Source organism: Bacillus sp. hwrm1 (genome assembly GCF_040207805.1).
GTDB classification, from domain to species: domain Bacteria; phylum Bacillota; class Bacilli; order Bacillales; family Bacillaceae; genus Bacillus; species Bacillus velezensis.
Window position 1 is genome coordinate 3,290,413 of the sequence record NZ_CP157943.1, and the last position, 23,552, is coordinate 3,313,964.

22 protein-coding genes are annotated in these 23,552 nt (G+C 48.3%); 12 read left to right on the forward strand and 10 right to left on the reverse strand.

Annotation, left to right across the window (positions count from 1 at the left end; genetic code table 11):
* Positions 1–138: 138 nt before the first annotated feature.
* Both rlmD and ABK447_RS16485 read right to left on the reverse strand, forming a co-directional pair.
* Complete coding sequence (gene rlmD, locus ABK447_RS16480; RefSeq protein ID WP_007408520.1) at positions 139–1,539, reverse strand: 23S rRNA (uracil(1939)-C(5))-methyltransferase RlmD; 1,401 nt, start codon at positions 1,537–1,539, stop codon at positions 139–141.
* Positions 1,540–1,673: 134 nt separating this feature from the next.
* Entirely contained in the window at positions 1,674–2,537 is an 864-nt protein-coding gene (locus ABK447_RS16485; RefSeq protein ID WP_094031590.1) for a DNA-3-methyladenine glycosylase, read from the reverse strand.
* 106 nt (positions 2,538–2,643) lie between these two features.
* On the opposite strand from ABK447_RS16485, the gene corA reads away from it, so the two are divergent.
* The 3 genes from corA to ABK447_RS16500 all read left to right on the forward strand — a co-directional run bounded on the left by corA (position 2,644) and on the right by ABK447_RS16500 (position 5,223).
* Entirely contained in the window at positions 2,644–3,603 is a 960-nt protein-coding gene (corA, locus tag ABK447_RS16490) for a magnesium/cobalt transporter CorA (protein WP_007408518.1), read from the forward strand.
* A 63-nt stretch (positions 3,604–3,666) separates the two neighbouring features.
* Positions 3,667–4,314, forward strand: coding sequence for a hypothetical protein (locus ABK447_RS16495; RefSeq protein WP_094031589.1), 648 nt, complete (start codon positions 3,667–3,669; stop codon positions 4,312–4,314).
* A 48-nt stretch (positions 4,315–4,362) separates the two neighbouring features.
* Positions 4,363–5,223: an NAD(P)-dependent oxidoreductase gene (locus ABK447_RS16500; protein WP_094031588.1), complete on the forward strand. Its 861-nt coding sequence runs from the start codon at positions 4,363–4,365 to the stop codon at positions 5,221–5,223.
* Positions 5,224–5,260: 37 nt separating this feature from the next.
* Here the strand turns inward: ABK447_RS16500 and pdaA are convergent, their stop codons facing one another.
* Positions 5,261–6,052 (reverse strand): delta-lactam-biosynthetic de-N-acetylase, encoded by a 792-nt coding sequence (pdaA, locus tag ABK447_RS16505; RefSeq protein ID WP_003155556.1) that lies wholly within the window; start codon positions 6,050–6,052, stop codon positions 5,261–5,263.
* 100 nt (positions 6,053–6,152) lie between these two features.
* On the reverse strand, positions 6,153–6,338 hold the full coding sequence (locus tag ABK447_RS16510) for an SE1561 family protein (protein WP_003155558.1): 186 nt from the start codon (positions 6,336–6,338) through the stop codon (positions 6,153–6,155).
* Positions 6,339–6,484: 146 nt separating this feature from the next.
* On the opposite strand from ABK447_RS16510, the gene yfkAB reads away from it, so the two are divergent.
* Positions 6,485–7,606 carry a radical SAM/CxCxxxxC motif protein YfkAB gene (gene yfkAB / locus ABK447_RS16515; RefSeq protein WP_094031587.1) on the forward strand — a complete coding sequence of 374 codons (1,122 nt, stop codon included), beginning with the start codon at positions 6,485–6,487 and terminating at the stop codon, positions 7,604–7,606.
* A gap of 6 nt (positions 7,607–7,612) precedes the next feature.
* Positions 7,613–8,446 (forward strand): mechanosensitive ion channel family protein, encoded by an 834-nt coding sequence (locus ABK447_RS16520; RefSeq protein WP_007408513.1) that lies wholly within the window; start codon positions 7,613–7,615, stop codon positions 8,444–8,446.
* Between the two features lie 28 nt (positions 8,447–8,474).
* On the opposite strand, the gene ABK447_RS16525 is transcribed toward ABK447_RS16520, so the two are convergent.
* Entirely contained in the window at positions 8,475–9,269 is a 795-nt protein-coding gene (locus ABK447_RS16525; RefSeq protein ID WP_094031586.1) for a YfkD famly protein, read from the reverse strand.
* Between the two features lie 70 nt (positions 9,270–9,339).
* Positions 9,340–10,395 carry a calcium/proton exchanger gene (gene cax, locus ABK447_RS16530; protein ID WP_007408511.1) on the reverse strand — a complete coding sequence of 352 codons (1,056 nt, stop codon included), beginning with the start codon at positions 10,393–10,395 and terminating at the stop codon, positions 9,340–9,342.
* Between the two features lie 158 nt (positions 10,396–10,553).
* Between cax and ABK447_RS16535 the strand changes: the two genes are divergently transcribed.
* Positions 10,554–11,732, forward strand: coding sequence for an MFS transporter (locus ABK447_RS16535; RefSeq protein WP_094031585.1), 1,179 nt, complete (start codon positions 10,554–10,556; stop codon positions 11,730–11,732).
* A 186-nt stretch (positions 11,733–11,918) separates the two neighbouring features.
* Here the strand turns inward: ABK447_RS16535 and ABK447_RS16540 are convergent, their stop codons facing one another.
* From ABK447_RS16540 to ABK447_RS16550, 3 genes are read right to left on the reverse strand one after another with little or no spacing between them, the layout of a single operon-like run.
* A complete protein-coding gene (locus ABK447_RS16540) occupies positions 11,919–12,758 on the reverse strand; it encodes a YihY family inner membrane protein (protein WP_007408509.1) in 840 nt (279 codons plus the stop codon).
* A gap of 11 nt (positions 12,759–12,769) precedes the next feature.
* On the reverse strand, positions 12,770–13,096 hold the full coding sequence (locus tag ABK447_RS16545) for a hypothetical protein (protein WP_052827179.1): 327 nt from the start codon (positions 13,094–13,096) through the stop codon (positions 12,770–12,772).
* 13 nt (positions 13,097–13,109) lie between these two features.
* Positions 13,110–13,583 (reverse strand): low molecular weight protein-tyrosine-phosphatase, encoded by a 474-nt coding sequence (locus tag ABK447_RS16550; protein ID WP_094031584.1) that lies wholly within the window; start codon positions 13,581–13,583, stop codon positions 13,110–13,112.
* Positions 13,584–13,738: 155 nt separating this feature from the next.
* Here ABK447_RS16550 and ABK447_RS16555 point away from each other — a divergent pair, with 155 nt between their 5' ends.
* The 5 genes from ABK447_RS16555 (at position 13,739) to ABK447_RS16575 (ending at position 18,351) form a co-directional block, all read left to right on the forward strand.
* Positions 13,739–13,954, forward strand: a complete 216-nt coding sequence (locus ABK447_RS16555; protein WP_003155571.1) for a DUF1128 domain-containing protein — start codon at positions 13,739–13,741, stop codon at positions 13,952–13,954.
* A gap of 336 nt (positions 13,955–14,290) precedes the next feature.
* Positions 14,291–15,445, forward strand: a complete 1,155-nt coding sequence (locus ABK447_RS16560) for an MFS transporter (RefSeq protein ID WP_191974096.1) — start codon at positions 14,291–14,293, stop codon at positions 15,443–15,445.
* A 26-nt stretch (positions 15,446–15,471) separates the two neighbouring features.
* Positions 15,472–16,233: a type I 3-dehydroquinate dehydratase gene (gene aroD, locus ABK447_RS16565; RefSeq protein ID WP_007408505.1), complete on the forward strand. Its 762-nt coding sequence runs from the start codon at positions 15,472–15,474 to the stop codon at positions 16,231–16,233.
* A gap of 65 nt (positions 16,234–16,298) precedes the next feature.
* On the forward strand, positions 16,299–17,183 hold the full coding sequence (locus tag ABK447_RS16570; protein ID WP_007408504.1) for a shikimate dehydrogenase: 885 nt from the start codon (positions 16,299–16,301) through the stop codon (positions 17,181–17,183).
* A gap of 136 nt (positions 17,184–17,319) precedes the next feature.
* The gene (locus tag ABK447_RS16575) at positions 17,320–18,351 is read left to right on the forward strand and encodes a LacI family DNA-binding transcriptional regulator (protein WP_100001301.1); all 1,032 of its coding nucleotides are present in this window, start codon (positions 17,320–17,322) and stop codon (positions 18,349–18,351) included.
* Positions 18,352–18,371: 20 nt separating this feature from the next.
* On the opposite strand, the gene ABK447_RS16580 is transcribed toward ABK447_RS16575, so the two are convergent.
* On the reverse strand, positions 18,372–18,887 hold the full coding sequence (locus ABK447_RS16580; protein ID WP_003155578.1) for a type 1 glutamine amidotransferase domain-containing protein: 516 nt from the start codon (positions 18,885–18,887) through the stop codon (positions 18,372–18,374).
* Between the two features lie 220 nt (positions 18,888–19,107).
* Between ABK447_RS16580 and ABK447_RS16585 the strand changes: the two genes are divergently transcribed.
* Positions 19,108–23,400, forward strand: a complete 4,293-nt coding sequence (locus ABK447_RS16585; protein ID WP_100001299.1) for a multifunctional 2',3'-cyclic-nucleotide 2'-phosphodiesterase/3'-nucleotidase/5'-nucleotidase — start codon at positions 19,108–19,110, stop codon at positions 23,398–23,400.
* Positions 23,401–23,552: the final 152 nt, after the last annotated feature.

Sequence of the window (23,552 nt, forward strand, 5' to 3'; positions counted from 1 at the left end):
CTTATATTTTAGAATTACTATTAAAAGGAGGAAAAAAGAATCGAAAAGACAGCCAGGGCAAAGGCTGCGCATAAAAAAACCCGGAAATCGGAATTGTTTAATTTACCGAAATCCAGGTCTGATTACAAATTGTTTATTTTAGTTAGACGATTTTAATACAAGCTTCGCCACGGCTTCCACATGAGCCGTCTGCGGAAACATATCAACAGGCTGAATATATTCGACACGATAGTCCTTCGACAGCGTCTGCAAGTCTTTCGCCAGTGTGGAAGGATTGCAGGATACGTAGACGAAGCGTTTCGGTTTTACTTTTTTGATGGTATCTAAAAATGTTCTGTCACAGCCGGTTCTCGGCGGGTCGACGATGACCACGTCAGGACGGAAGCCTTCTTTCGTCCATTTCGGGAGCCAGTGTTCGGCTGTTCCTGTGACATATGCCGCGTTTTTGATGCCGTGTTTTTTGGCGTTTTTCTTCGCATCGTCAATTGATTCTTTAATGACGTCCATGCCGCGGATCTCTTTTGCGCCGCTTGAGACCCACATGCCGATCGTACCGACGCCGCAATACGCGTCTACGACTTTTTCTTTTCCTGTCAGCTGAGCCGCTTGTTTCACTTCGTCATACAGCTTGACCGTCTGCTCAGGGTTGAGCTGGAAGAAGGCGCGGGCGCTCAGTTCAAATGACACGTCGCCGAGCACTTCTTGAATGGCATGGCTTCCGGCCAGCGCTTTTGTTTTGTCACCGAAAATGACGGATGTGCGCGCGCCGTTGACGTTTTGAATAATCGATTTCACTTCCGGCAGACGGTTCTGAATGGCTTTGACGATCTCGTCTTTATTCGGCAGTGTCTCTTTCGCGGTGACAAGCACGACCTGCACTTCGCCTGTTTCAAAACCGACTCTCGTCACGATGGTGCGGACATCGCCTTTTTTGGTCCGTTCGTTATAAACGGATACGTTGTGTTTTTCCAAAATACGGCGGACGATACCCGTTGTTTTGTTTGTCGCCGGATGCTGGACAATGCATTCCTTAATCGGAACGATTTTATGGGAATCAAGTCCGTATAAGCCGGCAATGATGCTGCCGCTTTGCGAGCGTCCGACTTGAAACTGGCTTTTGTTCCGGTAATTCCAAGGGTTGTCCATTCCGATCGTATCTTTAATGTTCATTTCTTCGACATTGAATCTCGTATGACGTTCCAGAGACTGAATGACGATGTCGCGTTTTTCGCGAAGCTGCTGGGTGTATGCCAGATGCTGAAGCTGACAGCCGCCGCACTGGTCGTAGACCGGGCATGGCGGCGTGACGCGGTGTTCAGACGGCTTGCGGATTTTTTTGACGCGTGCTTCTGAAAATTTCGGCTGCACATTTGTCGCTTCGGCAACGACTTCTTCACCGGGCAGAGCGCCGGGAACGAAGACAACTTTTTTCTTAAAATAGCCGACGCCCTCTCCGTTAATGCCGAGACGTTTGATGGTCAGCGGAAATGTCTGTCCGATTTTCAATTCGGCAGGCGCCTTTTTTTGATGTTGATTCACGTTTTTTTCTCTCCGTTTCTATATAAAGCCTTTCTCCTGGGAAAACGGCTGCTTTGAAATATCACATCTTTTCAGTATAACATGCAGCCGGCGGTTCCTTCATGTTTTTCACTGGAAGTTTCCAAAAATCCTCATCATTCAATACTTCTCCACAAGTACAAGGACGCATAGCTTAAATACGGCGCCCATTCGCTGCTTACCTGGAGCATCACGTCTTTTGACGGTTTATCCTCTAGGGCGAAGCGGCGTTTGACGGCGTTTTGCAGGCCGATATCCGCCAAAGGAAACAGATTCGGGCGGCCGAGGCCGAACATGAGGACGTTTTGGACGGTCCACGGGCCGATGCCTCTGATGGTGATCAGCTTTTTCATAATGTCTTCATCCGACAAATGGGTAAGTTCCGCCAGATTGAGCGCTCCTTCTGCAATCATCCGTGAAATGTCAATCGCATATTCCGCTTTTCTCATGCTGAACTGGAGCTCCCGCAAGTCATGATATTCAAGCCCCGCGATCGTTTTCGGCTCGGGATAGCACCAGACGCCGTCTTTTTGTTCACCGAAGGCATGGACGAACCGTTCCGTTAAAGTAAAAGCGAAGGACAGGTTGAGCTGCTGGTGGATGATGCATTTCATGAGACAGTTGTAGACGTCATATTCCAAGACGAGCGGGGTTCCCGCATGCTCCTCAAAAAGCGCCGACAGATTTGTTTTTGAGAAATGATCAAGCACAGGCTGAAGCGGCTGCTCCCACTGAAAAATGTGTTTGATCCGTTCAATCATCTCCTCGCGGTCCGTTTCTCCGCTGACGAGGAAGACCGGGTCTGCGGCGGTGCCTTCCGCTTGAACCGTGATGACGGACAGTTTGCCGTCCCGTGTTCTGAGCGGCACTTTGATTGATCTTGCATGAAGATCGACCGCATTCAGCGGATCGAGCGACAGCCTTTCAAGGACTTTATCAAAATGATACGGCGGTGTGACCGAAACCGTTTCCTTCCACATATGCTCCACCCCTTTTTGTCCAAGTATATCATGAAGCGGCCGGGCGGCAATTCGTATACTTTTCTTCATAACGCCGCATGATATAATGGCAGGCGGAGGGTTGTTTATGATACATATAACCGCAATCACAACACATAATGAGATATTAGATAATATCCCCCTATCACGTACAGAACAACCGGACATCGCATGGTACTGGATTGATTTTTTCGGCGCTGAGATGCATGAAACCGAGCTGCTGCGTGATTATTTTCACTTTCATCCGCTTGCGATCGAGGATTGCTTTCAGCATATGCAGCGGCCGAAAATCGACCATTATGACGGCTACCGTTTTTATGTGCTCCACGCCTTGAACCCGGACACACTGGAAATGGAAGAGGTGGACATTTTTCAGTCCGACCGTTTCATCGTCAGCTTCCATTTGCACGAATCGCCCGGCGTCTCAAAGGTGAGAGAACGGTTTTTCGCTTCTCCGGGATTAGCCAAAAAAGGGCCCGGGCACATCACTTATATGATTATGGATCAGCTTGTCGATGAATATTTCCCCGTGCTGTACAAAATTGAAGACCGGCTGAATGAAATTGAAGACAGCAGAACACATAAATCTTACGGCACTTTAATGAATGAAGTGTTTGAATTGCGGACTGATCTTTTGAACCTGAGGCGGACGATCATTCCGATGCGCGATTTAATGTACCGGATTTTGAGCCTTGACCATGTAAAAGAAAGCCGTGAAACGAAAGCGTATTTCAGCGATATTTATGACCACCTGTTAAAACTGGCTGAGCTGATCGAGTCAAACCGTGATATGACGTCAGATTTGCGGGACAGCTATGTGACGCTGAATTCAAACCGGATGAACGCCATTATGATGACATTAACCATCGTCTCGACCATTTTTATCCCGCTGACGTTCATCGCGGGGGTTTACGGCATGAATTTCGATAACATGCCTGAGCTTCATTGGAAATACGGGTATTTTATCGTTTTGGGCGTAATGGCCGTTCTTGTGGCCGCCATGCTGTTTTGGTTCGCCCGCAAAGGCTGGTTTAATATTTTCAAGTAAGAACGGCTGCCGGCTGTTCTTTTTTTTGAGAAAACATGATAGTCTGGAAAAAAACGTAAAGAGGTGTGCGCCGTTACCATCCTTTCTCACAAAATCATTTCTTCTGTCCTCCTGGCTTTCAGTGTCATGTCCATTGCCCCGCTGTATAACGGCCGTACGGTGTCTGATTACATCTTTGAGTTACTCGGCTTTTCCTCTTGGCCGGAAGATGGAGCCCATATCTCCGTCATTCCCGGGGTCGTGCTTTACTTTGCGGCGTTAATCTGGTGTGCCGCCGCGTTCAGGCGGACGCTTCCCGCGGCGGGGCTGTTTCTGATCTTTCTCAGTATGGGGGCCGCTTCCGGTATCAGTCCTGCCACCGAATATGCCGTTTTTTCCTTAAAACAGTTCGCGCCCGAAAAAGAGGCTGTCGAATATGTGAAGCACCGCAGCGAATGCAGTCATCTGGTTGAGCGAAAAAGAGCGGGCATGAGCTGCACGCTTTATATCAATCATTACGGAAAAGGGAAACAAACCATTTCTGTCACCCCGGATTTATCAGAAAACATAAAGGACGTCACATTCAAATCAAAAACGTTCACTGTAAAACCCCGTTCAAAAACAATCATCAAAACCCGATTTACCGGATTTTATAAGGGGAAAGCCGCCTCAGACTCCGGATGGTCTTCAGAACCTGAACTGAAAGTGGCAATCCTGTACACAGCAGATTAACCATTTTGCATGTATAATGGTGGAAAACTTTATTGGAGGGACTGTCAAATGAAGATCGCCATCGTCGGACTCGGCAATATGGGCCGCCCCATCGCCGAAAATATCATGAAAGCCGGATACAGCCTGACTGTATATAACCGGACGAAAGAAAAAGCGGCTGATCTGCTGGAAAAAGGGGCCGGATATGCCGAAACGCCCCGCCAGGCAGCTGAACATGCCGACATCGTGCTGTCCATGCTGTCAGACGATGACGCCGTAACAGACGTGACTTTCGGAGCTTGCGGCATTATTGCCGGGTTATCTGAAAACGGCATTCATATTTCAATGAGCACAATCAGTACGGCGCTGTCAGAACAGCTTTCCGCCGCACATTCGGGCAGAGGGCAGTCCTTTATTGCCGCTCCCGTCCTCGGCCGCCCCGATGCCGCCGAGAAGGCCGAGCTTCGCATCATCACAGCCGGACCGGCAGAAGCGAAGAAAAAGGCCGAACCGCTGCTTAACATCCTGAGTCAGCAAGTATTTGACACTGGTGAAGAAACAAAAACGGCCAATGCCGCGAAAATCAGCGTCAATTTCTTGCTGGTGTCCATGCTTGAGGCGTTATCTGAATCATTCTTAATGATGGAGAAGTACGGGTTAGAGCAAAAACAATTTTTAGAAATCGCCGGCGCGCTCTTTGGCTCTCCCGTCTATCAAAATTACGGAACCATGATGGCTGAGCAGAAATTTGAGCCGGCCGGTTTCAAAATGTCTTTAGGGCTGAAGGATACCAATCTGGCGCTCGCCGCCGCAGAACAGGTTTCTGCAAAACTCCCTCTTGCCGAACTGGCCAAGAGCCATTTTGAAAGCGGGATCGCACAAGGCTTCGGGGATCTGGATTGGGCTGCACTGATTAAAAGCTTAAAATAACAAATTAACACCTCTCCATTACCAGGAGAGGTGTTTTCTACAGGCGCGGCAGTTTCATTTCTTTCTCAAACATCAGGTCATCAATGCTTTTAAACGTGTAGCCTTCTTTTTTCAAATCGGTAATGGCATCGTCCAGAGCTTCTGAATTGTCCTTTGAAACGGTGTGGAGAAGGTAGATCGCGCCGGGATGAGCCTGCTTTATCATGTGATCATAGGCGTATTGTTTCCCTTTTTGCTCGTTAACCTTCCAGTCGACAAATGCGACGGACCAGAAAACGGTTTGGTAGCCGAGGCGCTTCGTTTCTTTCAGGACATATTCGCTGAATACGCCGCGCGGCGGACGGAGATACAGGTTGTCCCGCTTTCCGGTAATGTTGTACACAGCTTCCGTGACGGAATCGAGTTCGTCTTGAATCTGATCGCCCGTTTTTGTCGTCAGATCAGGATGATGAAAAGAATGATTGCCGATGATATGGCCTTCCTTTGACATCCGTTTAATCAAATCAGGCTGCTCTTTCACAAAATGACCCGTGACAAAAAAAGTGCCCGTGACGTGATGTTTTTTTAACACATCAAGCACTTTCGGGGTGTACCCATTTTCATATCCGTTATCAAACGTTAAATAGATGGTCTTTTCTTTCGTATTGCCTAAATAAAAGGCATCATATTTTTTGACCAGATTGTCCAGCTGTCTGCCGGCATCCGGCGGCTGATGATTGACGCTGCGTTTAAATCCCCAGTTTATCCGTTCATTCGGCACGGCTTCTGCGCTGTTGATGCCTCCCGCAAGTAAAACGGCCATGCAGCAAATTGAACAAAACCATTTCATGACCAGCACTCCTTCTGCATTTTTCCTTATTTTGCAGTAGGCTCTGCTCTTTTATACAGCCGCATTATGGAAAAAGAAAAACCCCGGCATCCGCCGGGGTTTATTCCCAATCCTTTTTAAAGCGTTCGTATTTTGCTTCCAGATCATCAAGCATGCCGATGAGCCGGTCTATATCTTCAACGTCCGTTGATTCAGGGTCTAAGGAATCAATGACATTCATAAACATATCGAGTCTGTTCTTCAGGTAATCGAGCTGCTGATCTTTGCTGTTTACTGCATTCCCCATACTTCCACTCCATTCATTTTTTATAATGGTAGCGTATTTTTTGCCGTTTTTCAATGGTTCCGCTACTTGCGATCTTGGCAGATCAGGTCTAAAATTAACAGTTGGCAGACGTTAGTATGCCCCATTTATAAAGGAGTTAGATAGTCATGACACAAAACACAACACTGCGTCCGATCACACCGGAGTACGATCCTTGGGAAGCGTACATGGATGTCGACCAGTATGGAGATATGAAACTGACGAACGTTGAATTCACAACGACGACTTTGTGCAATATGAGATGCGAGCACTGCGCCGTCGGGTACACGCTCCAGCCGAAAGACCCGAATGCGCTGCCGATCGACCTTTTATTAAAGCGGCTTGATGAAATTCCTCTGTTACGCTCTATCAGCATTACGGGCGGCGAACCGATGCTTTCGCTGAAATCGGTAAAGGAATACGTCGTCCCGCTTTTGAAATATGCCCATGAACGCGGCGTGCGCACACAGATCAATTCAAACCTGACGCTTGATATCGGGCGCTACGAACGGATTATTCCCTATTTAGACGTTCTTCACATTTCTCACAATTGGGGAACGGTCGAGGACTTTGCCGACATCGGATTTGCAATGATGGAGAAGAAACCGACATTTGAACAGCGGGCGCGCTATTTTGACAAAATGATTGAAAACAGCCGCACGCTGGTCGAAGCAGGCGTAATGGTTTCAGCGGAAACGATGCTGAACAAACGGACGCTGCCGCATATTGAACATATTCATCGGCAAATTACCGAAGAAATGAAATGCCAGCGGCACGAAGTCCATCCGATGTATCCGAGTGATTTCGCCAGCGCGCTTGAATCACTCAGTCTGAAGGACATGAGACAGGCCATTCATCATCTGCTCGACATTCGCGATGAAGAGACATGGATGCTGTTCGGTACGCTCCCGTTTTACGCATGCAGCCCTGATGAAGAAGACCAGAAGCTCCTCCGCCGCCTGCGGGAAGCGAGAAACGTTACGGTGCGAAACGACCCTGACGGCCGCTCCCGCCTGAATGTCAACATTTTTGACGGAAATATCATTGTCACGGATTTCGGCGATACACCGCCGCTCGGCAATATTAAAACAGACAGCCTTCCTGAAGCATATGACAAGTGGAGACAGACGAAGCTGAGCAAAGAGCTGAACTGCCGCTGCACAAACGTCCGGTGCCTCGGCCCGAACGTCCTTGTCAAAAACAGTTATTATCAGGACACAGATTTTTCATTACGAAAAGCCAGAGGTTAACAAAAGATGGAAACGACAATTACGGACATTTTGAAAAGCAAAGTGGTTGAGATCATCATCGTCGCTCTCGTGCTTTACGCCGGTGTTTTTCTGATCAACCGCTTTGTCCAGGTGTTATTTAAACGCACGGATTTCTTGGAGGAACGGAAAGGGAAAACGATTGAAAGCCTCGTCCGATCCATCACCCAGTATACGGCGACGATCGGTTTTATCTTTTACGTCATTTCTTTATTCGTTCATGATTTCGGCCGAATTTTAGCCGGGGCGGGTGTTGCCGGTATCGTCATCGGTTTTGGCGCCCAGTCGTTAATCAAGGACATATTGGCCGGTGTCTTTTTAATATACGAACGCCAGCTTCATAAAGGTGATTACGTGACGATTAACAATCTGTTCAACGGCACAGTCGAAGAAATCGGACTCCGTTCCCTCCAGATCCGTGAGTGGACCGGCAAGCTGCTTACCATATCTAACGGTGAGGTCAGACAGCTTCAAAACTATAACATTGATTTTATGCGGATTACCGAGTCCGTCGTGATCAGTTACAAGGAAGATCCCGAGCGGGTATATGCCGTCTTAGAAAAAGCCTGCGATATGCTCAATGATGAGCTTCGCGATTCACTGAAGCGGGATGAATTTCTCAATGCGACGGAGCCGTTTCAAGTGCATGGAATTATGAGTCTGAACAAATTAACCAGAGGCATTGAATTTACAGTAAAAGGCATGGTTCAAGACACAGAATACTTCTCGGCGAGCCTTGCGGTGAGACGCGTTCTTGCCCGGGAGCTGTACAACAACAATGTGCAATTGCTCGAGGAAATGTATCACACACAAAAAAGCTGATTCCCGAACCGGAATCAGCTTTTTTTATTTATCTCGGCTGCGCTGTCATTTGAAAACCGAATGTGACGTGATCCTGCACCGGAATCCAAGCCCCGATTCCTTGCGAAGTCACATTTTTGACGACAAGTTTCCGCTTGCTGCCTTTCAGCACCAAATACACTTCACCGTATGTTACTTTTCCTTTTTCATTAACGGCCGGAGCGTAGGCGTGCAGGTAGCCGAGCCGCTGCGGAGAAATTTTGTAGGTTTGGTCGCGTTTTGTGCCTGCGCCGATAACCGTTTCAAACGCGAGCGGCAGTTTTGTTTTCTTCATCGCTTTTTGCATCATCATGCTTTTTACGTCTTCTGCGTTCGGCACCTTCGCTGTGAGACCGCCTTTGATTTTGTATTGCTGTTCTTGGGCGTATGAGATAACCGCGGTTTGCTGTCCGCCCCGGTTATCCGCTCTGTTCGTATTGATTTTTTTATATTCCCAGTTGGCGACCGTTTCGTTCGACTGATAGCCGAGCGCCCATTTCCCGAGAAATATTGTCGCCCGGTATCCGATGGCAAGCGGTGAACCGGAAACCGAGGATTCATTCAGCATCTTTATCAGATGCGGATTTTCGATGTTGATCTCTGATGTATCTAACAATTCCTTCGCCAGTTTGCTCGGCTGAAGCATCGGCTGGTCCTGTGAAGCATTCGGATACGTATTTTCCTTTGAAATGCTTACGACAGAGTTGGGAACTTTAAACGGTTTTTTTGCACCGGCAGACGGCGTTGCGAAAAAACTAAAGGATAACAGCAGAATCAGTGTGGCATGAAACAGCTTTCTCATCATATCACTCTTTCTATAGCATTTTCCTTTAGTCTTTTCCTCCGCAATCGTTGTTATCCGCATTTTTTACAGGTTAAAGCAGGAAAAAACCGATCGCCATAATGACATAAGCGGCAAGGAGCGTAGCCCCTTCAAACCAGTTCGAATCACCGTCATTTGAAATCATCGTCATCAAAAGGACGGATGAGATCATCGCGACAAGCTCGGGCAATGTGAATACAAGCGGCATATTGACCGGAAAAAAGATGGAACAGATCACAAGAACCGGAGCCACAAACATGGCGATCTGCAAAGTCGAGCCTACCGCGATTTCAACGGCGACATCCATCTTGTCTTTGTACGCCATAATAATCGCCGACGCATGCTCTGCGGCATTTCCGACGATTGCGACGATAATCACCCCGATAAACAGCTCGCTCCAGCCGAACTGTTCAGCCACCGCATGAAACGTATGGACAAGATTTTCAGATATGTAGGCGACGATAATGGTTGAAATAAATAAGACGGCTGTCGCTCTTTTCCCCGACCACTCAGGCTGCTCCTCTTCTTCCTTTGCCTCCGGCTGATTCGGCTGATAAACACCGCGGTGGGTGACGAGCTTGAAATAAAGAGCTGCCACGTACAAAAGGATCATGATGATGCTGATGCCGACACTCAAATCAAGCTTGTTTTTTTCCCCCATATCCATGGAAAACACTTCGGGAATGACAAAAGCAACGATAATGGCAAAAATCAGCAAGCCGGAATTATGCCGTGCATCATGAATATTGAATTCCTGCCGCTTGTATTTCAAACCGCCGATAAAAAACGACAATCCCGCGACGAGCAAAAGATTGCCGAGCACCGAACCGGTCAGTGAAGCAAGCACGATGCCCGTCAGCCCTTCTTTTAGGGCGAAAAGCGATATAATCAGCTCTACCGCATTGCCGAACGTGGCATTCAGCAGACCGCCGATCCGCGGCCCCGCGATAATGGCAAGAGATTCAGTCGCTCTCCCCATATAACTTGCAAGCGCAATAATCGTCAAGCAATAAATAATAAACAAAACCGCTGACGGCCAGTGCATCAGGCCGCCGATGACTGAAAGCGGCACTCCCGCCGCAGCTGTAAAGAAAAAAATCCGATTCATATCTGCCTGGCTCCTTTTTTCGAATGAGTCTTTTTATATCCTTCTCAAAAACTCCCTCAATTACACTTCCGCGGCAGCCCGAATTGGCATTTTCAGGTTGCCGGACGCGACAAATCCGTGTACGATCAAGAAAGATACTGAAGAAGGAGAAATACGCGATGTCACGACTGTACTTCTTTATTTTGGTTCTTCTTGTTTCCATCTCCGGATTTTCCCAAGGCATGCTTCTGCCGGTGATCTCCGTCATTTTTGAAACGAACGGGGAATCAGCCGCTATAAACGGACTTCACGCAACCGGCCTTTATATCGGCGTGCTTCTGGCGTCGCCGTTTATGGAGGCTCCGCTGCGCAAGCTCGGATTCAAACCTCTGATGGTCATGGGCGGATTTCTTGTTATCATCAGCTTATTCAGTTTTATTTGGCTTCAATCCATATGGTTATGGTTTTTTCTTCGGCTGCTTATCGGAATCGGGGATCATATGCTGCATTTTTCAACCCAAACGTGGGTGACGTCAAAGTCAACGCCCCGAAACAGAGGAAGAAACATTTCGCTGTACGGACTGTCCTTCGGGCTCGGATTCGCTGTCGGCCCGTTCATGGTCCCTCTTGTGAAAACAAGTCCGTCCCTTCCGTTTATCGTATCCGGCTGTATCAGTCTTGCCGCCTGGCTGTTTGTATTTGTCTTACGTAACGAGTACCCGGCGCAAGGTCCGGATGAAACATCCGGGGATAACAGCGCAAAACGGTTTTACCGCGCCCTTCTTTTCGGCTGGGTCGCTTTTCTCCCGGCTTTCGGATACGGTTTTTTAGAAACGGCGCTGAACGGAAGCTTTCCCGTGTACGCCCTGCGCTTAGGCATATCCGTCGATGCCGTCGCGCTGATATTGCCCGCTTTTGCCATCGGAAGTATTGTATTCCAGTTCCCTCTCGGTTTATTAAGCGATCGATTCGGGAGAAAACGTGTCCTGCTCGTCATCTTATTAACGGGTGCCCTTTGCTTTTTGACGGCCGGACTGCTTCCGTCGCCTTCTGTCATCGGCTGCTGCTTTTTCACGGCGGGAATGGCGGTCGGCAGTATGTTTTCCCTCGGCATCAGCTATATGAGCGACCTGCTGCCTTCCCATCTGCTGCCGGCGGGCAATCTGCTCTGCGGCATTTCCTTCAGCCTCGGCAGCATGATCGGCCCGGTGGCGGGCGGCTGGTATATGCAGCGGTTTGAAAGCGCCAATTTGTTTTACTTTATTACGGTGATTCTGGTCTGTATTTGGCTTGCGCTCGTCTTCGGGAAAACAAAGCACAGCCCCGCATCCGAATCCCATTCTTTTCCGTCCTCATAAAAAAAGCCGCCTGATCTAAGTCAGGCGGCTTCTTTCTAGTGGTATCCGTTCTGCCCGTTAGCGCTTCCGCTTGTTTTATTCTTCGGGCCGTTTTTTGAGTTTTGTTTATTATGGCTTCCGCCTTTTTTCGTATGCTTGGTCATAGCCGATTCCCTCCGTTTTTCAGCTTGAACGTCATCCGTTCCTCTATAGCTTGCTCCCGCGGTACGGATTTTCATCAGGAAGCTTTTTACGTTTATGTAAAAGCGCGTTGATTTCGCCTCCTAAAATCAGCAGTGTTCCCGTAAGGTAAAACCAGATCATAAGGACGATAATTCCCCCGATGCTCCCGTATGTGGCGCTGTAGTTGGCAAAGGTGCCGACGTAAAATGAGAACAGCATACTGACGATAATCCAGCCGGCTGCCGCAAATACGGCTCCCGGCAGCACAAAACGGAGGGAAAGCCTTTTATTCGGCGCGAAAATGTAAAGCGCGGTAAACACGATTAAAAGGATAAGCGGACTGATACCCCAGCGGACAACCGACCACACCTGCAAAAACAGGCCGGAGGCGCCGATGAAATCTGCGGCCAGCATTCCGATTTCTCTGCCGAACACCGGCAGAAGCAATGCGATTAAAATCGTAACCACCATCGCGATGGTTAAAAAAATTGAGGTCAGGCGAATGATGATAAATGAGCGGTTTTCCTCGACTTCGTAGGCATGGTTAAATGCTCTGACAATCGCGTTCATACCATTCGAAGCCGACCAGATGACGGCGATAATCCCGAATGACAAAAGTCCGCCGCTGCGCTTGTTCAGCGTTTGCTCCGTTATGGATTTCACCATAGACATGGCGCTGTCGGGCGCGTATTGATCGACCGCCCCGAGCACGTCTTCTGCCGATATGGGAAGATAGGCGGTGAGCGTCAGCATGAAAATCATCAACGGAAACAATGACAGCAGGAAAAAATACGCCAGCTCCGCCGATTTACTTTGTCCTTCATGGAGAGAAAACCTTGCAAACAGCTCCTTTATAAAACTCATGACATCCCACCTCAATGATCGTTTTTCGAAAAATGCTCCTTCGTTTCTTTTAACAGGTCAATGACCTGCGGCGTCGTCTGCTTCAGCTTAGTGATCTGCCCGTTTAAAAAACTCAGATCTTCCGATACGGTATTGGCGATGATTTTCACTTGATCCAGTTTTGCAGAAGCCTGCTGTTTCAGGGCTTCAGGATGTTTTCGGTAAAATGCCGCACGCTGCCTGCACGCGTCCATGTTCCGGAAACATGCCTCTCTCGTCGGCTTATGTAATAAGGACAGTGCTCCGCCGGCGGCAGCGCCGATCAGAATCGCTTTTGCCATGATGCGTGTCTGCTTCATCGGTCAATCCCCCTTATAAATGATGATCTTTCTTTATTGTCTCCAGCAAATGACGGCACCCGGACTCGACCAAAGCGTACACCTCGCTGAAATTCCCGGTATAATACGGATCGGGCACGTCCGCAAGGTCCGACTCCGGTACATAATCAAGCAGCCTTGCAATACGCGGCGCCGCTTTTTTATAACCGGCCATGCTGCGCAGATGCCCGATATTTTCTGCATCCATCGCAATGACGTAATCAAAATCGGTCAGATCAGACTCACGCACCTGCCTCGCCGTGATGCCGCTTGCGCTGATCCCTTTCTTCTTCAGGATCTCCTTTGTCCCTTCATGCGGCGGATTTCCCGCATGCCAGGCGCCGATTCCCGCTGAATCAATGTTAATCTGCCTGTTCAGCCCGTTTTTCTTCACCATATCAGAAAACACCGCCTCTGCCATAGGCGACCGGCAAATATTTCCCAGACAGACAAACAACACATGTATCATATCGATAACCTCCCTATTCTTTCCCCGCATTTTGAGGATCAAAAACCTTATCATCATCTTAGCAACTTTTCTGCGGCTGTGGAAATAAGCTTTTATTCTAAATGAATTCTGTTAGAATAAAGGGTACGAAAACGGTCATGAAAGGATGCATGAATTTGCCGAGCCAACAAACAGAAACGTTAAACAAAATGATTGAAGACATTTCGCAAAAGCTCAACATGCTCAATGTCGGCGTCATCAGAGCGGAAGATTTCAGTGATGAAAAAATAGAAGATCTTACATACCTTCATCAAATGGTCATGAAAAAAGCATCATTCAGCCCGAGTGAAATGCAGGCCATTGCCGAGGAGCTCGCCTCTCTCAGAAAATAAACCCATGTCAGACCTGCCGAAAAACGGCGGGTCTTTTTTTGATTTAAAAAAGTGAAAAATAAAAGTTCATCGGTTTGACACATATAAAAAGAAGGAGTATAGTAACTGTGAACTTGGTAGAACGATATACTAAAAGAGCGGGCCGCTTATCTTTTTTTATTTAGTAGAACGATATACTAATTGTGATATCAGCGTTATTCAAGTTTGTCTCTGCAACCGTTTTATCAAACCAGTTTTCAAAGAAAGGCAGTGGTTCAATAAAGGGGAATGGTGCTGTGCTTTTGTTAATTTAAAAATTAATTTAATTCTTTATTAACCGCATTAGGGGATGTCATCATGAAAAACATATACACCAAAATGGCAGCGGGTCTTTATATTAATTATTTCCTGCTGGGCATGATCAATATTATTATCGCATCCAATATGGAGGCATTATCAAAACAGCTTCATACATCCGCAGCCGGGGTCAGCTATTTGGTCTCCGCCATCGGGATCGGGAAGCTGATTTCACTTCTGTTTGCCGGGAAGCTTTCGGATACATTCGGGAGACGGCCGTTTATCGTGTCGGGCGCCTTTCTGTATCTGATTTTCCTAATCGGAATTCCGCTTTCGACAAACTATACGGCCGCGTTTATCTTCGCCATTTTCGCCGGGATCGCCAATTCCTTTTTGGATTCCGGGACATATCCGGCGCTTATTGAAGGATTTCCGAAAAACGCAAGCTCTGCAACCGTGTTAATCAAAGCGTTTGTATCCATCGGCGCGACGGTGCTTCCGTTTTTCATCGCGTTTATTGCGGACAGGCATTTGTTTTACGGCTGGACGTTTTTCGTACCGGGTATTATTTTCTTCCTGAACGGCTTTTTCCTGTTAAAAGTTCCGTTTCCGAATCATAAGCAAAAAGAAGACGGCGGCCGGACGGAAGCCTCTCCGTCTGGTCTTGCGATCATTCTGTTAGGCTTTTCATCTACGGCGCTGTTTATGCTCGTTCAAGTATGGCTTCCTAAGTTCGGGCAAACCGTTTTGGGCATGCCTGAGGTGCAGGCTGTCAAATTGCTGAGCTATTACAGCATCGGTGCGCTTGTGTCCGTATTATTGCTGGCTGTGCTGTTAAACAGAGTGATTCAGCCGATTACGGTAATGGTGCTGTACCCTGTGATCGCGGCAATCGCGCTGCTTGCTCTGATTTTCATCCATCAGCCGGCCGTATCAGTCATCAGCTCCTTTGTCATCGGACTTTCAACTGCGGGCATTCTGCAATTGGCGATGACGGTTATGGCTGTTTTATTCCCTAAAAATAAAGGTACGATCACATCTTTTGTTAATATAGCATCAAGCTTATCTTTTATTGTCATTCCGCTTGTAACGGGAGCGATCTCCAAAGCGGCCGGCCTGACGCCTGTTTTTCTGCTTGATATCGGAATTGCGGCCGTCAGCGCCCTTCTCGCATTGTTTATCGGAATCCGCTTTAAGCAAGTGATGAAAGCCTGACTATTTTTTAAGGGAGAGGATTTATCATGCAATCTATCACGATCAGAAACACGGTCATCGGCGAAGGGCTTCCGAAGATCATTGTGCCGCTGATGGCGGCCGGAGAGAAAGAACTGCTCGAAGAAATTGAAGCCGTCAACAGGCTTCGCCCGGATATCATTGAGTGGCGGGCGGATGTGTACGAGCACGTTGACAGCCTGGACGCCGTAAAAGGCATGCTTGAAAAGCTGCGGAAAGCCGCAGGCGCAACACCGCTGCTTTTCACATTCAGAACTCATAAAGAAGGCGGAAATAAAGTTATTGATGACCGCTTTTACATTGAATTGCTTAAAACCGCCATCGAAACAAAACACATTGACCTTGCAGACGTTGAGTTGTTTACGGGAGAAGCGGAAGTCAAATCAATTGTGAAAACCGCTGAAGACAACGGCGTATATGTCGTCATGTCCAATCATGATTTTCATCAGACACCGAAAAAAGAAGAAATCATTTCTCGGCTGCGGAACATGCAGGCGTACGGCGCGCACATTCCGAAAATCGCGGTGATGCCGCAAAGCACTGAAGATGTTTTCGTCTTATTGGATGCCACTCACACGATGAAAACACAATACGCAGACCGGCCGATCATCACGATGTCAATGGCGGGAACAGGTCTGATCAGCCGCCTGGCCGGCGAAGTCTTCGGTTCAGCGTGCACGTTCGGAGCGGGCAAAGAAGCATCAGCGCCCGGACAGATTCCCGTTGAAGAATTGCGCAGCGTACTCAGCATTTTAAATAATCATATGTAATCAGCGTTTTTCTGCCCTCAAAGCGGGATGAAAAACAAATGAATGGACTAACGGAGGAATACATCATGAAGAAAGATTTAGGACGGATTAACGGAAAAACTCAGCTTATCGGATTATTCGCGACACCGATCGGACACTCTTTATCCCCGGCGATGCACAACCTGGCGTTTAAAAAATTAGGATTGAACTACGCTTACCTCGCGTTTGAAGTCGGCAATGAACAGCTGGAAGATGTGGTAACGGGAATGCGCGCCTTAAACGTCAGAGGCTTCAATGTCTCGATGCCGAACAAGATGAACATTCTCCCTTACCTCGATGAACTCGCGGATTCAGCGAAATTCACCGGCGCGGTGAATACAGTCGTTAATGAAAACGGCAGACTGATCGGACACTCCACTGACGGTATGGGATACGTCCGCAACTTAAAAGAACACGGCATCGATATCACGGGCAAAAAAATGACGCTGGTCGGTTCCGGCGGGGCCGCCACTCCGATAGCGATTCAATCCGCATTGGAAGGTCTCGGAGAAATCTCTATTTTCGCCCGCAATGACGCGTTTTTCGAAAAAGCGGAAGAAAACGTCCGCATCATCAATGAAGAAATGAAGGGATCTTCTTGCAAAGCGAAAGTCTTCCCGCTCGAAGATCAAGATGCGCTGCGTGCTGAGATCGCTTCAAGCGATATTTTCACAAACGGAACGGGTGTCGGCATGAAACCGCTTGAAGGCTTGAGCGTCATTGAAGATACGTCCATGCTCCGTCCTGATTTGATTGTGACAGACGTCGTTTACAACCCCGTTACGTCGAAATTGCTTGAACAAGCTCAAGCGGCCGGCTGCAACACCATTAACGGCCTCGGCATGATGCTTTGGCAGGGCGCCATGGCGTTTGAATATTGGACAGGCCGAGAAATGCCTGTTCAGTATATTAAAGAGCAAATGTTTGAATAACCTATTGTGACAGAAGCGCCGAAGGACAATCCGTCTTCCGGCGCTTTATCATTTTCTCCCCCTCTCTCTTTCTTCTCATGCGCCAAAACGCTTATAATGGATGTAACGAATAAAAACCAAGTGAGGAATGCGACGTATGAAACAGCAAAAAAAACGCCGGGTGACATTGCAGCAGGTCGCTGAACATGCCGGCGTCTCAACATCCACCGCTTCATTAATCGTCCGCAATAATCCGCGAATTTCCGAAGCGACCCGTGAGAAAGTGCTGCAATCCATGCGGGAGCTGGGGTACGTATATGATCGGGTCGCCGCGAATTTACGATCACAGACGTCCACAACGGTAGGATTGATTATTACTGACATTTCCAATACGTTTTTCTCAGAGTTTCTGATCGGCGTTCAGAATACGCTTGAGGAAGTCGGATTAACGGTGCTGTTAGGCACGACATTTGATTCCGTCGCCAAGCAGGAGCAGCTGATCTCAACCATGCTGGAGCACAGGGTCGGCGGATTGATTTTGTGCCCGGTTTCAGGTACGGCTGAGGAAACCCTTTCCCGCCTTGAGCAGCTTGACATTCCGGTCGTGCTCGCCGTCAGGGAGATTGCCGATGCCGACTGTGATTTTGTCGGAGCCGATTATGAGGAAGGCACCTATAAGGCAGTGCGTCATTTCATTGAGAAAGGCCATCAGGAGATTGCGTTTCTGGGCGGCGTGAAGCACTCGTCAACATGGACGAAGCGCATGAAAGGGTTTAAAAAAGCGCTCCGTGAAGCGGATCTGGAAGTAAAAAATGACTATGTCATTGACAGCGTGCCAACCCGCGAAGCAGGCTGTGAAGCCGTGACGGAGCTCCTCCGCCGGTCTGAGCGCCCGACCGCGATTTTCTGCTTCAGTGATTTGGTCGCGTTCGGCGTCATGCAAGGGATCAGAAAAGCCGGGCTCATTCCGGGCGAAGATATTGACATTGTCGGCTTTGATAACGTGCCGGAAGCTGAAATTTCTTATCCCCCGCTTACAACCGTTTCTTCCTTTCCGCGGCAGTCGGGAAAAGAAGCGGCTCAATTGCTGCATCATAAAATCACCAGTTCCCAGCACAAAAAACAACGCATTATTCTGGCGCCTGAGCTGGTTATCCGGGAATCTTCACAAAAAAAGCGGAACGCCTGATACGGCGCTCCGCTTTTATATTACGCAAGCAGTTTTAATGATTCGCGGTTGAATGCCGGTATGTCATCCGGTGTGCGGCTTGTGACCAGCTGGTTCTGGCAGACGACGACTTCTTCATCCACCACATTTGCGCCCGCGTTTTCCATGTCGATTCGGATTGATGTAAACCCTGTCGCTTTGCGCCCGTCCAATGCTTTCGCGTTGATGAGAAGCTGAGGTCCGTGGCAGATGGCGAACACCGGTTTTTTATCATCCATAAACGCTTTGGCAAATTGGACGAAACGGTCATCCGCACGCAGCATGTCAGGAGAGAATCCGCCCGGGATCAGCAATGCGTCAAAGTCTTTCGGATTTACATCATCGATGGACGCATCCACTTTCACTTCCGCTTCCCCTTGTTTGCCTTTGACTGTTTTTCCTTTTTCCTGTTCAATTACGGTTAATTCATGACCTGCATCTTTAAAAGCTTTCGCAGGTTCAGTATACTCGACATCCTCAAAATAATCCGTTAATACAACTGCAATTTTTTTACCCATAGTTACTACCTCCTGCTTGATGAAGTCTACATAAATCCATGTACCCCAGCCACACTAACATCAAACATAGGTAACGCGTTTGCCGCTCATCCGTTTTACATAGGTCATTATCCTCATTTTTCATCTTTTTACAAGAATCATCATGAAATCTATATGAACTTTCACAAAATATTCTTACAATGGTACTGCATGACAAAATTTGTTGAAAGGTGGAGAACAGGTGAGAATACAGAAAAGACGATGCAGCGTCAATATGACACTCCGTATTCTGCTGCCCCTAGTTATGATACTTAGTCTAATCCTCCCAACATCACCCATTAAAGCAGAAGAAAACAAATCCTCCAGTGTGAATCTCAGCATTTTAGCCACAACTGACGTTCACGCTAACATGATGGACTACGATTACTACAGCGACAAACCGACAACGGAATTCGGGCTGGCCCGAACGGCTCAGCTTATTGAGAAGCACAGGCGCGAAAACCCGAATACGCTGCTTGTCGATAACGGAGACCTAATTCAGGGGAATCCCCTCGGAGAATACGCCGTAAAATATGAGAAAAATGATATTATTTCAGGCGCAAAGACCCATCCGATCATTGAAGTGATGAACAGTCTGCATTATGACGCAGGAACACTCGGCAATCATGAATTTAATTATGGGCTTGAATTTCTGGACGGGACAATCAAAGGCGCTGATTATCCGATCGTTAACGCCAATGTGAAAACATTAAGCGGCGAAAACCGTTATACGCCTTATGTCATAAAAGACAAAACCGTCACGGATGAAAACGGCGGCAAGCATCAGATAAAAGTCGGCTACATCGGCTTTGTTCCTCCCCAAATCATGACGTGGGATAAGAAAAATCTCGAAGGCCGCGTTCAGGTCGAAGACATTGTGGAATCCGCAAAGAAAACCGTTCCGAAAATGAAAGCTGAAGGAGCCGATATCGTCATCGCCCTCGCCCACAGCGGCATCGAAAAAAAAGCGCAGTCTTCCGGAGCGGAAAACGCCGTTTTTGACCTGGCAACGAAAGTCAGCGGAATTGATGCGATCGTATCCGGCCATCAGCACGGGCTTTTCCCTGATGCCGAATACAAAGGCGCTGATCAATTTGACGTCGATAAAGGCACGATTAACGGCATCCCCGTTGTCATGTCAAGCAGCTGGGGCAAATATGCGGGCGTCATCGACCTCCGGCTTGAAAAAACAGACAGCGCGTGGCATGTGGAAGATGCAAAAGGCAGCATCGAGCCGATTGCCGGCAATGTGACGTCGGAAAACGAAACCGTCGTCAATACCGTCAAAAAAGCGCACGAAGGCACATTGAAATACATCAGAGAACCCGTCGGCCAGACAAAAGCCGATATCAACAGTTTCTTCGCCCAAGTCAAAGATGATCCGTCCATTCAAATCGTAACGGATGCGCAAAAATGGTACGCCGAAAATAAGATGAAGGATACGGAATACAAAGATCTGCCTATCCTCTCGGCGGGCGCCCCGTTTAAAGCCGGCGGGCGGAACGGCTCAAACTACTATACAAACATTTCCGCTGGCGACCTCGCCATCAAAAATATCGGCGATTTGTACCTGTATGACAACACGGTTCAGATCGTCAAGCTGAACGGAAGCGAAGTGAAGGACTGGCTCGAAATGTCCGCAGGGCAATTTAATCAGATCGATCAGGCAAAAGGCGGCAGCCAAGCGCTTTTAAATGACGCCTACCGCTCATACAATTTTGATGTCATTGACGGTGTCACCTATCAGGTCGATGTCACAAAACCGGCGAAATACAACGAAAACGGAACAGTCATTCATCCCGATGCAAGCCGGATCGTCAACCTTTCTTATCAAGGAAAGCCCGTCAGCGCCAAGCAGGAATTTCTGATCGTCACAAATAATTACCGCGCTTCAGGCGGCGGAGGATTCCCTCACTTAAGCAATGATAAAATCGTATACTCTTCTGCCGATGAGAACAGGCAGGTCTTAATGGATTACATCATCCAGCAGAAAACGATTAATCCGCAGGCTGATCATAACTGGTCCATCCTTCCGGTCAAAGGGGCAAACATGACATTTGAATCTTCCTTGGCCGCAAAGCCGTTTGCCGACCGCGCAGATGACGTCGCCTATATCGGTGAATCACAAAACGCGGGCTACGGACAGTACAAGCTCCAATTCAAAGATGATGAACCGGGCACAGATCCGCCGAAAGATGACGCATGGAAACTCACCGTTATGCATACAAACGACACGCACGCCCACCTTGATAACGCGGCGAGGCGGATGACGAAAATCAAAGAAATCAGAAGCGAAACCGACCGCAGCATTTTGCTGGATGCGGGAGACGTTTTCTCAGGCGATCTCTATTTCACAAAGTGGCAGGGGCTGGCTGATTTAAAATTGATGAACAGCATGGGTTACGACGCAATGACTTTCGGAAATCATGAGTTTGATAAAGGCCCGGGTGCTCTCGCCAGCTTCCTGAGCGGGAACGGAAGCGCGGCTGACCCGTCCGGAAAATACAATTTTCAAGCGCCTGACTTTCCGCTCGTCAGCTCAAATGTCGATGTGTCCAAAGAGTCAAAACTCAGACCATTCATGAAAAAAGCAGACACATTTACGGCAGGGAAAAAGAAAAAAGCAGGCATCTATCCATACATTCTGCTTGATGTAAACGGAGAAAAAGTCGCCGTATTCGGCTTAACGACAGAAGATACGTCCGTCACATCAAGCCCGGGAAAAAGCATTGTCTTTCATGATGCCTTCCAATCCGCACAAGATACGGTAAAAGAAATACAGAATAAGGAACATGTCAATAAAATTATCGCCCTGACCCATATCGGGCATCAGCGTGATCTCGATCTTGCCAAAAAGGTAAAAGGCATCGACTTGATCGTCGGCGGACATACGCATACGCTTGTAGATAAAATGGAAGTTGTCAAAAACGAAGAGCCGACCATCGTCGCCCAGGCAAAAGAATATGGCGAATATTTAGGCCGTGTCGATGTCGCATTTGACAAAAACGGCATCGTCCTGCCGGAACAATCCTCTCTTCAGGCGCTGCCAGTGAACGAGCAGACGAAAGAAGACCCGGATCTGAAAAAAGAGCTTGATCCGTTTAAAAAAGAGCTCGTCTCCGTCAAAAATGAAAAAGTCGGCTCAACAAAGGTCGCACTTGACGGCCAGCGCGAGCATGTCCGCTCCAAAGAAACCAATCTCGGAAACTTCATCGCGGACGGCATGCTGCAAAAAGCGAAGGAAGCGGCCGGCGCCCAAATCGCGATCACAAACGGGGGCGGCATCCGCGCGGGCATTGATAAAGGAGACATCACACTCGGCGATGTGCTGAATGTGATGCCGTTCGGCAACACGCTTTACGTCGCGGATTTAACCGGAAAACAGATCAAACAAGCCTTGGAGCAAGGGTTAAGCGGAATTGAGGCTCAAGGCGGCGCCTTCCCTCAAGTTGCCGGTTTAACATACACGTTTACACTGAATAAAAAGCCGGGACACCGCGTTCTTCAAGCTGCGGCCGTACAGGATGACGGCAGCGTAAAGCCGATTTCTGATAAGAAGACATACAGAGTCGCCACCAGTAACTTTGTCGGTGAAGGCGGAGACGGATATTCCGTCTTTAACGAAGCGTCCCATAAAGAAGACCTTGGCTTTGTCGACTATGAGGTCTTCACCGAGCAGCTTGAAAAAGCGGGAAAAGCGGTGGAACCGAAAGTTGACGGCCGCGCGCAGGAAGTGTACCTGCCGACGAAACAAAAAAACGGTTCGTGGACGCTTGAAGATGACAGCGCATTTGCCGCCTATGCCAAAAACGCCAACACGCCGATCGTGTATTACGATAAGAATGACGGCGCCAAAAAGCCGATTGATCTCAGCGTGACCAAAAAACAAATCGGCCTGTTAAAGGACAGAACATCGGATTCTTCCCTTACGATCCTGCATGACAAGTTCAGCATGAAAATGCCGATGGCAAACGCTGCTTCAGCTGATACACGATTCGGCGTGACGCCGAAAGGAAAAGTAAGCGGGGCGCTTTCAAATGTATACGACTTTACAATGAAGCAGAAAAACAAAGACATCAAAACATTCAAAGCGCCGGTAAAGCTCACCCTGCGCATTGAGAATACGAAAAAGGCGAAACAGCCGGGCATTTACCATGTAGACCGGAAAAAGAACGTCTATACAAAAATAGACAACGGTTCGGTTTCACACGATCTCGTCACGGGCTATACAAATCATTTCAGTGAATACACCATATTAAACGCAAACACGAAGAGCGCGCCGCCGCCAAGCGGAGACCAAGGCTCCGGAAAGCAGCCAAGCGGACAAAAACCGTCATCCGGCCCTGCACAGGACGGGGTATCGCCGGGCGGCCTGCTTCCTGATACGGCCACAACGATGTATTCCATCCTTCTTGCCGGGTTACTCATCAGCGTGCTCGGAACGGCACTGTATCTGCATCAAAGAAGAAAAGCAAAAAAAGTGAACGACGCATAAAAAGACCGCTTTTATCGGGCGGTTCATCCAAAAGCTCTCCTGATCTGGTATCAGGGGAGCTTTTTCTCTTGGTCCCCCTCTGAGTCGACAGCCGTACGGCCGAGTGATAAAATATGAACGTTATTCGCGAAAGACTGCATCCGCATCGTTTA